Annotated in this window: 13 protein-coding genes; 9 read left to right on the top strand and 4 right to left on the bottom strand. The window is 59.8% G+C overall.

Going from position 1 to position 12,877, the window contains the following annotated elements:
- Window positions 1-2 precede the first annotated feature (2 nt).
- Window positions 3-842, top strand: a complete 840-nt coding sequence (locus KGB28_RS12075; protein ID WP_223445269.1) for a helix-turn-helix transcriptional regulator — start codon at window positions 3-5, stop codon at window positions 840-842.
- Window positions 843-963: 121 nt separating this feature from the next.
- On the opposite strand, the gene KGB28_RS12070 is transcribed toward KGB28_RS12075, so the two are convergent.
- Together KGB28_RS12070 and KGB28_RS12065 are read right to left on the bottom strand one after the other, a co-directional pair.
- Window positions 964-1,818, bottom strand: coding sequence for a sulfurtransferase (locus tag KGB28_RS12070; protein ID WP_223445267.1), 855 nt, complete (start codon window positions 1,816-1,818; stop codon window positions 964-966).
- A 35-nt stretch (window positions 1,819-1,853) separates the two neighbouring features.
- Entirely contained in the window at window positions 1,854-2,525 is a 672-nt protein-coding gene (locus KGB28_RS12065) for a TetR/AcrR family transcriptional regulator (RefSeq protein WP_223445265.1), read from the bottom strand.
- Between the two features lie 145 nt (window positions 2,526-2,670).
- Here KGB28_RS12065 and KGB28_RS12060 point away from each other — a divergent pair, with 145 nt between their 5' ends.
- The 5 genes from KGB28_RS12060 (at window position 2,671) to KGB28_RS12040 (ending at window position 7,451) form a co-directional block, all read left to right on the top strand.
- The gene (locus KGB28_RS12060) at window positions 2,671-4,101 is read left to right on the top strand and encodes a coniferyl aldehyde dehydrogenase (protein ID WP_223445263.1); all 1,431 of its coding nucleotides are present in this window, start codon (window positions 2,671-2,673) and stop codon (window positions 4,099-4,101) included.
- Window positions 4,102-4,129: 28 nt separating this feature from the next.
- Window positions 4,130-4,675 (top strand): twin-arginine translocation pathway signal protein, encoded by a 546-nt coding sequence (locus KGB28_RS12055; RefSeq protein WP_223445261.1) that lies wholly within the window; start codon window positions 4,130-4,132, stop codon window positions 4,673-4,675.
- Window positions 4,676-4,802: 127 nt separating this feature from the next.
- Entirely contained in the window at window positions 4,803-6,398 is a 1,596-nt protein-coding gene (locus KGB28_RS12050) for a GMC family oxidoreductase (protein WP_223445259.1), read from the top strand.
- A 115-nt stretch (window positions 6,399-6,513) separates the two neighbouring features.
- Window positions 6,514-6,993 carry a pantetheine-phosphate adenylyltransferase gene (gene coaD / locus KGB28_RS12045; RefSeq protein WP_046039203.1) on the top strand — a complete coding sequence of 160 codons (480 nt, stop codon included), beginning with the start codon at window positions 6,514-6,516 and terminating at the stop codon, window positions 6,991-6,993.
- 206 nt (window positions 6,994-7,199) lie between these two features.
- Entirely contained in the window at window positions 7,200-7,451 is a 252-nt protein-coding gene (locus KGB28_RS12040; RefSeq protein ID WP_003195146.1) for a YfhL family 4Fe-4S dicluster ferredoxin, read from the top strand.
- 144 nt (window positions 7,452-7,595) lie between these two features.
- Here the strand turns inward: KGB28_RS12040 and mutM are convergent, their stop codons facing one another.
- A complete protein-coding gene (gene mutM, locus KGB28_RS12035) occupies window positions 7,596-8,408 on the bottom strand; it encodes a bifunctional DNA-formamidopyrimidine glycosylase/DNA-(apurinic or apyrimidinic site) lyase (protein ID WP_223445257.1) in 813 nt (270 codons plus the stop codon).
- Between the two features lie 42 nt (window positions 8,409-8,450).
- Complete coding sequence (locus KGB28_RS12030; RefSeq protein WP_223445255.1) at window positions 8,451-9,320, bottom strand: HDOD domain-containing protein; 870 nt, start codon at window positions 9,318-9,320, stop codon at window positions 8,451-8,453.
- A 154-nt stretch (window positions 9,321-9,474) separates the two neighbouring features.
- Between KGB28_RS12030 and KGB28_RS12025 the strand changes: the two genes are divergently transcribed.
- From KGB28_RS12025 to KGB28_RS12015, 3 genes are all read left to right on the top strand, one after another.
- Window positions 9,475-10,671 carry a class I SAM-dependent rRNA methyltransferase gene (locus tag KGB28_RS12025; protein WP_046039197.1) on the top strand — a complete coding sequence of 399 codons (1,197 nt, stop codon included), beginning with the start codon at window positions 9,475-9,477 and terminating at the stop codon, window positions 10,669-10,671.
- A 234-nt stretch (window positions 10,672-10,905) separates the two neighbouring features.
- Window positions 10,906-12,102 (top strand): MFS transporter, encoded by a 1,197-nt coding sequence (locus KGB28_RS12020; RefSeq protein ID WP_223445253.1) that lies wholly within the window; start codon window positions 10,906-10,908, stop codon window positions 12,100-12,102.
- A gap of 192 nt (window positions 12,103-12,294) precedes the next feature.
- Window positions 12,295-12,753 carry an REP-associated tyrosine transposase gene (locus KGB28_RS12015; protein WP_223445251.1) on the top strand — a complete coding sequence of 153 codons (459 nt, stop codon included), beginning with the start codon at window positions 12,295-12,297 and terminating at the stop codon, window positions 12,751-12,753.
- Window positions 12,754-12,877 lie beyond the last annotated feature (124 nt).

Here is a 12,877-nt window from a genome sequence, read left to right as displayed (position 1 = left end):
TCATGGACGCTGACCAAGGCGAGTCGATCCACTTCTGGCAAACCCCGCCGCTGGCCGGGGTCGAGTTGTTGTCCGCCCGCTACATCGATCATCGCTTTGCCCCCCATGTGCATGACGGCTATGTGATCGGCATGATCATGGCCGGTGCCCAGCGTTATCGCTATCGCGGCGCCGAACACCTCGCGGGCAGCGGCACGCTGGTGCTGATCAACCCCGATGAACTGCACACCGGCCACAAAGGCACCGAGGATGGCTGGCTTTACCGGGCGTTTTATCCGGACAGCGGGCAGATAACTTCGCTGCTGGCCGAACTCGAACTGCCGACCCATCGCTTGCCGACCTTCGGTGCCACGCTGTATCGCGATCAGGACCTGGTGAACGGTTTCTGCCAGCTTCACCACTTACTGGAAAGCCCCGCCACCGCATTGCAGCAACAAACGGTCTGGCGCGAACTGATGCTGTCGCTGTTGCAGCGTCATGCGGCGGTGCCCGATGCCGGCAAACCTGGCAAGGAACACCGGGCCGTGAGCCTGGCCAAGGAATTGCTGCTCGCGCAATTGGCAGCACCGCCCTCATTGGAAGCGCTGGCGGCGGCGGTCAACCTCTCACCATTCCATTTCGCCCGGGTGTTCCGCCGGACCACCGGCATGCCGCCGCATACCTGGCTGATGCAGCAGCGCATCGCCCGGGCGCGGGCGTTGCTGCAAAGTGGTTGTCTGCCGCTGGAAGTCGCGATGCAACTGGGGTTTGCCGACCAGAGCCATCTGAGTCGGCAGTTCAAGCAAGTGTATGGGGTTGGACCGGGGGCGTATCGCACAGCCCGGCAGTTACCCGGATCTTGATGACAACGAAAAACCATTGTGGGAGCGGGCTTGCTCGCGAAAGCGGTGGTTCAGTCAACATCTTCTTTGACTGTCACACTGCTTTCGCGAGCAAGCCCACTCCCACAGGGTTGTGTGGTGTTTATTCGCCGGTGGCAATGCCCCGCGCAGGCTCGTTGATCCACTCGCTCCACGACCCGGCATACAACGAACCCAACGGATAACCGGCCAGGCACAACGCAAACAGGTTGTGGCACGCCGTCACGCCGGAACCGCAATACGCCACCAGATCATTCGCCGAACGATCGCCCAGTTTTGCGGCAAAACGCTGCTTGAGCTGATCGGCCGGCAGGAAGCGCCCGTCACTGCCCAGGTTCTCGGTAAACGCCGCACACTGGGCGCCGGGAATGTGCCCGGCAATCGGATCGATCGGTTCCACTTCACCCTTGAAACGCGGCAATGCACGGGCATCGAGCAAGGTCAGTTCCGGCCGCGCAAGGCACTTTTGCAGCTGCTCGGCACTGATCAGCAACGCCGTGTCAGGGCTGCCGGTGAAAGAACCACGGGTAATCGCCGGCGCATCCAGGCTCAGCGGCAAACCGGCCGCGTGCCAGGCCTTGAGACCGCCATCGAGGATGAATACACCGTCGCGCTTGCCCAACCATGCCAGCAACCACCAGGCCCGCGCCGCATAGGCCCCCGGACCGTCGTCATACAGAACCACTTCGCTATCGGCATTGATGCCCCAGGCTTGCAGGCGCTCGATCAGTTGCGCCGGCTCGGGTAACGGATGACGCCCGGTCACGCCCTTGACCACCGCGCCACTCAGATCACGCTCAAGGTCGGCATAGCTCGAACCGGCGATGTGCCCTTCGGCATAGCTGCGCTGGCCGTAATCCGGGTCTTCGAGGGCAAAACGACAATCCAGAATCACCAGCCCCGGCTGGTCCTTTTTCAGGTCCAGGGCTTGCGGGCTGATCAGTTGCGCAATGGGCATAGCGGGCTCCTGTGATTTTTTATCGGATTTCGATCCTACGACACTTCCTCAAGCGCCTGGGCCAAGGGCACGTAAAACTCTTCGAACAAGGCGTTGACCGCATCGCGGGCCTGATCCGTGACGAACCCGGCTTCCAGCACCAAAACCTGATACACACCACGTTTAATGGCCTGCTCGCTCAAGTGGCTGGAGTTCTCCCGCGTGGTGCACAGGAAACGTACCCAGGACGTGAGGATGATCCAGGCATTGAGCGTCAGGGATTCGATCTGCACCTTGTCCATCTTCAGGATACCGGCGGCAACGAAACCTTCGTAGATTGCTGAACCCTGGATCAGGCAGCGCTGGGAAAAGCGTCGATAGCGGTCGGCCAGGTCCGGATCGCTGTCGAGCAGATGTTCGAGATCGCGATGCAGAAACCGGTAGCGCCACATCGCCGACAACAGCTCCTTGAGGTAGAAGCGCTTGTCTTCCACCGTGGCGGCACGGCCCTGGGGCGGGCGCAGGAAGCTGTCCACCAGGCTTTCGTACTCGCTGAACAGCACGGCGATGATCGCCTGCTTGTTCGGGAAGTGGTAGTACAGGTTGCCCGGGGAAATTTCCATGTGGGCAGCAATGTGGTTGGTGCTGATGCTGCGCTCGCCCTGCTGGTTGAACAGCTCCAGGCTGTTCTGCACGATGCGCTCGCTGGTTTTGATCCGTGGGGCCATGGCTTGAGCTTTAATTCAGAGTGCGTTGACGGGCATCTTAGATCTATCCGCGAGCGGATAAAACAAAGCTGTTCCAGGATGTCATTTGACTTTTTAGAGTATAGGCTCTAAAAAGTGCTTCATTACAATAAATCCGGAGCCGACCATGACTGCTGAAATTTCCTACCTGCAGAACCTACAGCAGCCGCTGGAAGAGCTTCAGGCCCTGTTCGACGCCCAGCGTGCCGCCTATGCCGCCAACCCGATGCCACCGGCTGCGCAGCGCCAGCAATGGCTCAAGGCGCTAAAGGATTTGTTGAACAATGAACGCCAGGCCCTGATCGATGCGATCAGCCAGGACTTCAGCAATCGCAGCGCCGATGAAACCCTGCTCGCCGAACTGATGCCCAGCCTGCATGGCATCCATTACGCCAGCAAACATCTAAAGGGCTGGATGCGAGCCTCGCGACGCAAGGTGGGCGCAGCCTTCCAGCCGGCTTCGGCCAAAGTGGTTTACCAACCGCTGGGCGTGGTCGGGGTCATCGTGCCGTGGAACTACCCGCTGTACCTGGCCATCGGCCCGTTGGTCGGCGCGTTGTCGGCGGGCAATCGGGTGATGCTCAAGCTCAGTGAGTCGACCCCCGCGACCGGCCTGCTGATGAAGCAACTGCTGGCGCGAATCTTCCCCGAAGACCTGGTTTGCGTGGTGCTGGGCGAGGCGGATATGGGCGTGGCGTTTTCACGCCTGCCGTTCGATCACCTGCTGTTCACCGGCGCCACCAGCATCGGCAAACACGTGATGCGCGCCGCCGCGGAAAACCTGACCCCGGTGACCCTGGAACTGGGCGGCAAGTCCCCGGCCATTGTTTCTCACGACGTGCCGCTCAAGGACGCCGCCGAGCGCATCGCCTTCGGCAAGACCCTGAACGCCGGCCAGACCTGCGTGGCTCCGGACTACGTGCTAGTGCCTGAGGATCGCGTCGGAGGTTTCATCGAAGCCTATCGCACAGCCATCCGCGGGTTTTATCCGACGCTGGCCGACAACCCGGACTACACCGCGATCATCAATGAGCGACAACTGGCGCGCCTCAACGGCTACATCAGCGACGCCACCAGCAAGGGTGCGCTGCTGATGCCGCTGTTCGACCAGGGCCAGGGCCGCCGCATGAGCCATAGTCTGCTGCTCAATGTCACTGACGAGATGACGGTGATGCAGGACGAGATCTTCGGGCCGCTGCTGCCGATCGTGCCGTACAAGGATCTGGACCAGGCATTTGCCTACATCAACCAGCGCCCTCGCCCACTGGCGCTGTATTACTTCGGCTACGACAAGCGCGAACAACAGCGCGTGCTGCACGAAACCCATTCCGGCGGCGTGTGCCTGAACGACACCCTGCTGCACGTCGCCCAGGACGACATGCCGTTTGGCGGTATCGGTGCCTCGGGCATGGGCCACTACCACGGCCATGAAGGGTTCCTGACCTTCAGCAAGGCCAAGGGCGTGTTGATCAAACAGCGGTTCAACGCCGCGAAGTTGATCTATCCGCCGTACGGCAAGTCGATTCAGAAGCTGATCCAGAAGCTGTTCATACGCTAACGATCATCACCGTCGGGTAATAACAATAATGAACCCCAGCCTGTCCGATTCACCCGCGCTGTCACGGCGCGGGCTGCTTAAATTCAGCCTCGGCGCCACAGCTTTCCTTGCCACCGCCGGGCTCGGAGCCAGCCTCAGCGGTTGTTCGTCGAGCGTGCCGGCCAATGGTTTCGTCACGTTACGCAGCGGCGACCTGCTGTTTTTGCGGGCGTTGCTCCCGGTCATGCTCGAAGGTGCCGTGACCGTCGAACGGATACCCGAGGCTGTCGAGGGCACACTGAAAAGCCTGGATTACAACCTCGCTCACCTGTCGCCGGAAATGCTCAAGCTGACCCAACAATTGTTCGATGTGCTGGGCATGGCCGTGACCCGCGGACCGTTGACCGGGGTCTGGGGCAGCTGGGAGAACGCCAGCTCCAACGACATCCGAGCTTTTCTCGATCGCTGGGAAAACAGCTCGTTGAGCCTGTTGCGCATGGGCCACAGTTCCTTGCTGCAACTGGTAATGATGGCCTGGTACGGCCGCAAGGAATCGTGGGCGCATTGCGGGTATCCCGGGCCGCCAACGGTCTGAAACCGTGGCGCCCCCATCGCGAGCAAGCTCGCTCCCACATTGACCGCATGACCCTGTGGGAGCGGGCTTGCTCGCGAAGGCGCCAGCCGCCACACCACATCCCCAACAATAAAAAGAGAACCCGAAGATGCCCGTACCCGATCCGTTCCGCGAAGGCATGGCCCGAGGCTGGAAAACCTACAACGGCTCGCAACTGACCCAGGACCTGACACTCGAAGCGGACGTGGCGATCATCGGCAGCGGTGCTGGCGGCGGCACCACCGCCGAAATCCTCAGCGCGGCCGGCTACAAGGTGCTGCTGATCGAGGAAGGCCCGCTCAAGACCAGCAGCGACTTCAAGATGCTCGAAGACCAGGCCTACGCCAACCTTTACCAGGAAGGCATCGGCCGCATGAGCAAGGACGGCGCGATCACCATCCTCCAGGGCCGGGCGGTGGGCGGCACCACATTGATCAACTGGACCTCCAGTTTCCGCACTCCGGAGCCGACCCTGGAACACTGGGCCAAAGAGCACAACGTCAAGGGCCACAGCCCGGCGGAAATGGCGCCGTGGTTCGAAAAAATGGAGCAACGCCTGGGCGTCGCACCGTGGATGGTGCCCCCCAACGCCAACAACGAAGTGATCCGCAAGGGCTGCGAAGCACTGAATTACTCATGGCACGTCATCCCGCGCAACGTTCGTGGCTGCTGGAACCTCGGCTACTGCGGCATGGGCTGCCCGACCAACGCCAAGCAATCGATGATGGTCACCACCATTCCAGCAACCCTGGAAAAAGGCGGCGAGCTGCTTTACCTGGCCCGCGCCGAAAAACTTAACATCAGCGGCGACAAGGTCACCGGCCTGCAATGCTCGGCGATGGATGAACGCTGCGTCGCACCGACCGGACGCACCATCACGGTCAAGGCGCGGCATTTCGTGCTGGCCGGAGGCGGCATCAACAGCCCGGCCTTGCTGATGCGCTCCGGGGCGCCCGACCCGCACAAGCGCCTGGGCAAACGTACGTTCCTGCACCCGGTGAACATGTCTGCCGCGTTGTTCGACGAAGTGGTCAACCCCTTCTACGGCGCGCCGCAGTCGATCTATTCCGACCATTTCCAATGGCAGGACGGCACCACAGGCAAGATGTCCTACAAACTGGAAGTCCCGCCCCTGCACCCGGCGCTGGCCACCACATTGCTCGGCGGTTTCGGTCAGGAAAACTCGCAGCACATGGCCAATCTGGCTCATACCCACGCCATGCTGGCGTTGCTGCGGGACGGTTTTCACCCGGACAGCCCCGGTGGCAGCGTCGAATTGCGCAGCGATGACACGCCGGTGCTGGATTACCAGCTATCACCCTACGCCTGGGATGGATTGCGCCGGGCGTTCCACACCATGGCCGAAATCCAGTTTGCCGGTGGCGCCAAGGCCGTGATGCCGATGCACGCCGACGCCCGATACGTGAAGACCCTCGCCGAAGCGCGCACGCTGATCGACAGCCTGAGTATGGAGTTGTATCGCACACGCCTGGGCAGCGCCCATGTGATGGGCGGTTGCGCCATGGGTGAAGACCCGACAATCGCGGTGACCGACAGCCTCGGTCGGCATCATCAACTGGGCAATCTGTCGATCCACGACGGCTCGCTGTTCCCCACCAGCATTGGCGCCAATCCGCAGTTGTCGGTCTACGGACTGACGGCGCAACTGGCGACATCCCTGGCCGAACGTTTAAAAAACCCATGAAAATAACGATAATTCCCATCGTCTATAGTGCTTTCTTACCCAACAGGCGACTTGGCCGACCGGGAAGGCTGCGATACCATCCGACTCCCCAACGGATTCCCGCCAGGACGACGCGATGAACCGAGTGTTGTACCCAGGTACCTTCGACCCTATTACCAAGGGCCATGGCGATCTGGTCGAACGCGCCTCGCGCCTGTTCGATCACGTGATCATTGCCGTTGCCGCGAGCCCGAAGAAAAACCCCTTGTTTCCTCTGGAACAACGGGTAGAACTGGCGCGCGAGGTCACTAAACATCTGCCGAACGTTGAAGTCGTCGGCTTCTCGACGCTGTTGGCGCACTTCGCCAAAGAGAAGAACGCCAATGTGTTCCTGCGTGGATTGCGCGCGGTGTCGGACTTCGAATACGAATTCCAGCTGGCCAACATGAACCGCCAGCTGGCGCCGGACGTGGAAAGCCTGTTCCTGACCCCGTCCGAGCGTTATTCGTTCATTTCCTCGACGCTGGTCCGTGAAATCGCAGCCCTGGGCGGCGATATCACCAAGTTCGTGCACCCTGTGGTGGCGGACGCACTGACCGAACGTTTCAAGAAGTAACCCCCGCAAACTGTAGGAGCGAGCCTGCTCGCGATGGACGTCAACGATAACGCGGAAAACCTGACACCCCGCGGCGTTCTCGGGTTCATCGCCAGCAGGCTGGCTCCTACAGTACGTCGCACCTACGTGCAACGCAGGCGCCAATGCGGCACAATTGTGTGCATTGGTTTATTGCGCCCGGGCTTGCCGCCCCGGCTGGAGTTAGCATGTCCCTGATCATCACCGACGATTGCATCAACTGCGACGTCTGCGAACCCGAGTGCCCGAACGCCGCCATTTCCCAAGGCGAAGAGATCTACGTGATCGACCCGAACCTGTGCACCCAGTGTGTCGGCCACTACGATGAACCGCAGTGTCAGCAGGTCTGCCCGGTGGATTGCATTCCACTGGACGAAGCTCATCCGGAGACTGAAGAGCAGTTGATGGAGAAGTACCGGAAAATTACCGGTAAGGCTTAAGCCATTCGGCGCCTGTCAGACCGCATTCGCGAGCAAGCCCGCTCCCACAGGGGTTTTGGGAACGACGCAGATCCAGTGTGGGAGCGAGCTTGCTCGCGATGAGGCCATCAGCCACGCCGAATCTCTAACGGATTGTCGCGCGTATCAGCTCTGACAACGCGGGCAAAAAACGCTGGCGCGCTGCCCGAGTTTCACTTCCCGCAGCCCCGTGCCACAGACCTTGCAGTGCTCACCGCCACGGCCATACACGAACAGTTCCTGCTGGAAATAACCAGGCTGACCGTCACCACCGATAAAGTCCCGCAACGTGGTACCGCCGCGCTCGATGGCGGCCGCCAGGATGCGTTTGATCTCGATGGCCAGCTTCAAGTAACGCGCACGGGAAATGCTCTTGGCTTCGCGGCGCGGGTCGATCCCGGCGGCGAACAACGCTTCGGTCGCGTAGATATTGCCCACGCCCACCACCACCGCGTTATCCATGATGAACGGCTTGACCGCCATCGAACGGCTACGGGACTGCTGAAACAGGCGCTCGCCATCGAACAGGTCGGTCAGCGGTTCCGGCCCCAGGCGAATCAGCAATTCGTGATTGAGCGGGTCGAGGCTCCAGAGCATTGCGCCGAAGCGCCGCGGGTCGGTGTAACGCAATGCCAGGCCCGACTCCAGTTCAATGTCCACATGCTCATGCTTGGCCGCCGGCAGCCCGGCCTCCACCAGCCGCAAATTGCCTGACATGCCCAAGTGGCTGATCAAGGTGCCGACTTCGGCATTGATCAGCAGGTATTTGGCGCGCCGCTCCACCAGCACGATGCGCTGCCCGGACAACCGCACATCGAGGTCTTCGGGAATTGGCCAGCGCAAGCGCCGGTCACGCACGATCACCCGGCTGACTCGCTGGCCTTCCAGGTACGGCGCGATGCCGCGACGGGTGGTTTCGACTTCTGGCAATTCAGGCATGGTGCTCTCGGATCAGGCGTATGGCCTGGAAAGGTCCGACACTCAGTGATGAGTGCCGAGGTCGCGGATCGTCTGCTTGAGGGTCTCGAAGTCGTAGTCCGAGAGGCCGACATAATCGAGCACCAGCGGCGCGATGCTGTTCCACTCGTGATCTTCGGTCTGATTGCCCAGCACCCGGTACGACGCGCAAATGTGCTCGGCCATCTTCAGGATCGCCAACAGGTTCTTCAACGAACTGTTGCGCGAAGATTCATCGCTGAATATCGCCAAGGCATTGTGGTGATTGGCGATCGCAGCGCCCACGTGTTCCGGCAGACGCCAGGACTTGGCGGTGTAATACCCGACCACCGAGTGATTGGTATTGAACACCTGGTTCTCCGTGTCCACCACCCGACATTCGGCGCTGGCGTTGGCATAGGCCTGCTCCAGAACGCCCATGTAGTCGGGGAAACGCTGGAGCATCAAGGGCACGCCGCAGTCGTGGAACAGGCCCAGGGCATAGGCTTCATCGCCATTTTCAACACCGATGCGCTTGGCCAGTGTCAGGCAAGTCATGGCCACGTCCTGCGCGGTGTCCCAGAAACGGTTCAGGGTGACAATGGTGTCGTCATTCATCTCGCCCTTGATCGACTGCGCATTGATCAGGTTGATGACCGAACGGCTGCCCAGCAGATTTACCGCGCGCTGGATCGAGGCAATCTTGTTGCTCAGCCCATAATACGGCGAATTGACGATCTTCAGCAGGGAACCGGAAAGTCCCGGATCCTGGGAGATCAGTTTGGCAATGACTTCCAGATCCGGGTCGGGCATGTACTGCTCCATCTGCAAATCCACCATGATTTGCGGCTGGGCCGGTACGCTGATGCCCTGCAGGGCTTGTTGGATCTGTTCGGAAGTCAGCTCTTGGGACATTTGTGCACCACTCTGGGTCAGACGATGATTCTAACCTTTATGAAGTTGGATCCGACATACCAAATCGCAAGACAACCCTCGCCACATGTCCACTTGCAGGCCAATCCTGGGGCTCAACACGCTATACTCCCGCTCTTTTTTCCGGAGCGACGACATGTCCCTGCCTAGCCTGCGCCTCAAAGCCAACGCCGACCGTCGTCTGCGCAACGGTCACTTGTGGGTCTACAGCAACGAAATCGATGTAGCCGCTACGCCTTTGCACGGTTTCAAGGCCGGCGACCAGGCGATCCTCGAAGCCGCCGGCGGCAAGCCGCTGGGCATCGTTGCCATGAGCCCGAACAACCTGATCTGCGCCCGTGTGCTGTCGCGCGACATCAAGCTGCCGCTGGACAAGTCGCTGCTGGTACACCGCCTGAACGTGGCCCTGTCGCTGCGCGATCGCCTGTTCGACAAGCCGTTCTATCGCCTGGTCTACGGCGACTCCGACCTGCTGCCAGGCCTGGTGGTCGACCGTTTCGGCGACATCCTCGTGGTGCAGATCGCTTCGGCCACCATGGAAGCCCATAAAGACGACGTGATTGCAGCGCTGACCCAAGTGCTCAAGCCAAGCGGCATCCTGTTCAAGAACGACTCCGCTGCCCGTGACGCCGAAGGCCTCACCCGCTACGTCGAAACCGTGTTCGGCCTGGTGCCGGAGTGGGTTGCCCTCGAAGAGAACGGCGTGAAATTCGAAGCGCCGGTCATCCAGGGTCAGAAAACCGGCTGGTTCTACGACCACCGCATGAACCGCGCACGCCTGGCGCCGTACGCCAAAGGCAAACGCGTGCTCGACCTGTACAGCTACATCGGCGGCTGGGGCGTGCAGGCTGCCGCGTTCGGCGCCAGTGAAGTGTTCTGCGTCGACGCTTCGGCCTTCGCCCTCGACGGCGTCGAGCGCAACGCTGCACTGAACGGCTTCGCCGAGAAAATGACCTGCATCGAAGGCGACGTGTTCGAAGCCCTCAAAGAGCTGAAAGCCAGCGAAGAGCGCTTCGACGTGATCGTGGCCGACCCGCCGGCGTTCATCAAACGCAAGAAAGACATGAAGAACGGCGAAGGCGCCTACCGCCGCCTGAACGAGCAAGCCATGCGCCTGCTCACCAAGGACGGCATCCTGGTCAGCGCATCGTGCTCGATGCACCTGCCGGAAGACGACCTGCAAAACATCCTGCTGACCAGCGCCCGCCACCTGGACCGCAATATCCAGATCTTGGAACGTGGCGGTCAGGGTCCGGATCATCCGGTGCATCCGGCGATTGCCGAAACGCGGTATATCAAGAGCATTACTTGCCGGTTGCTGCCTAACAGCTAAAACGCAAACCACTGTAGGAGCGAGCTCGCTCGCGATGGTCGTCAACGATAACGCTGGCAGCCTGACGCCCCACGGCGCTCTCAGGCTCATCGCGAGCGAGCGCTCCTACAGAGGTTCCCGGCATCAAAACAGGAAGCCTCCTACAGCGCTTTTGATTGAACTCCCTGCGTCCCAGACTAGTATCGGTTTCTGGTTTCAAGCATGAACACTTGATCACTCCGGAAAACAAAAACAATGTCTGGGTCCTCTTACCCAGCTCTAAGTGGCGACCTGAAACGCCAACGAGTCTCCCGCTTTATCCTGATTACCAATATCTCGCTAATCAGTTTTTTCCCGCTGAACATCCTCCTGCCTTCTTTTCCTGCCTTGGCCGCGAAGTTCGACAGCTCAACCGCTGACATCGCCCTTTCCATCAGTCTGTTCACGCTGGTTTTTGCGTTTTCTCAATTAATAACCGGCCCGCTTTCAGATAAGTGGGGGCGCAAGGAAGTTCTTCTTGGTTGCATCGTTGTTTCTACCCTCGGCTCGATAGGCTGCGCGCTGGCGACGGACTTCCCAAGCTTCCTGGCGTTTCGTGCAGTCCAAGCCATCGGGTGTGGTTTTTTTGTGCTGGGTCATGCACTGGTGGAGGATCTGTTCGATGAACAGGATAGGGCCCGGGTGCGCATTTATTACATGACGCTGAGCGGTTCCTTTGTTGCACTGGCACCGCTGTTAGGCTCTTGGCTACAAACCACTTTCGATTGGCAGGGTAGTTTTTATGGTTTTGCGCTCATGGCGCTCGGCATGCTGATCCATGCCCAACTGATACTGCCTTCCAAGGCAGCTCTCCCAGAAAAAACACCCGTTTCTGTCATCCGTACGCTGAAATCCATCGCTGGAAATCAAGACTTCATCCGCTATTGGTGGATAGCCGCGTTAGTGTTCGCTTGTTATTTCGCGTTGATCAGCGTGACACCGCTGATTTTCATGGATGAGTTGAAACTGTCCGAGTACCAGTACGCATGGGTACTTATGGTGTACGGGGTCGCCTATTTCCTGGGTGGAGTCGTTGCTACCACCGTGCAGAAACATATCTCCCTCTCTGTGCAAATCAACATCGGCCTTGGATTACTGGGTGCCGCCGGCCTGTTGTTGATGTTAATCATCCGTTATGAGGCGATGACAATCATCACCCTGCTCATACCGATGGTGATCAGTGCTCTGGCGGTCACCCTGGTACGGCCTGCCGCCATTTCCGCAGCCATGTTGCTGTTCTCAAACAGCGCCGGGACGGCAGCATCCGCAGGCAACAGCATCATGTTCATTACTGCCGCCGTCAGCAGCGCCGCCCTCGCACAAACAGGGGACAATTTGCTGATGACCATTGCTGTCAGCTACATCGTGTTCAGTCTTTGGGGTTTGCTGACGAACACCAGGATCGGGCGCTGACTGTAGGAGCGAGCTTGCTCGCGAAGAACCTCAACGATGACGCAGCGCATCTGGTAGCCAGCGTTGTCTGTGGGCTCATCGCGAGCAAGCTCGCTCCTACAGACATAAGACACATCTGGAACTACTGTCGAACCACCTATCTCCCCTTCCTCACCTACCGTTTCTCTTCCAATCGCAGAAGAGGACCAAGGAATGTCCAACGCACCCCATACCCATCACTTACGCACCGGCCGCTATTCGGAAACCGGCCGGATTTATTTGCTCACAGCTGTCACCCACCAGCGACAACCCATCTTCAAGGACTGGCATATGGGTCGTGTGGTGGTAAGCGAATTCAGGAAGGCATCTGAGGACGGCCAAGCCTCCTCTTTTGCCTGGGTGGTCATGCCGGATCACTTTCACTGGCTGGTCGAGTTGCATAGCGGTGATTTGCCGAAACTGATGCAAGCCACCAAATCTCGAAGCGCCCGCGCTATCAACAAGGCGAGAGGTTGTCACGAGACGCTATGGCAAAAAGGTTATTTTGACCGGGCGTTGCGTCGCGAGGACGATCTGAAAGCGATGGCCCGATATATCGTTGCCAACCCATTGCGAGCAGGGCTAGTCGACCATATCGGCGAATATCCGCTATGGGACGCCATCTGGCTCTGAAACGCAGCCAACTGTAGGAGCGAGCTCGCTCGCGATGGTCGTCAACGATAACGCTGGCATCCAGGCACCCCGCGGCGTTCTCTGGTTCATCGCGAGCTCGCTCGCTCCTACAAGGATTGCGCCC

Source organism: Pseudomonas sp. BF-R-19, assembly GCF_019956445.1.
Classification (GTDB): Bacteria; Pseudomonadota; Gammaproteobacteria; order Pseudomonadales; family Pseudomonadaceae; genus Aquipseudomonas; species Aquipseudomonas fluorescens_BH.
This window is presented reverse-complemented; position numbering and strand designations above follow the sequence as displayed.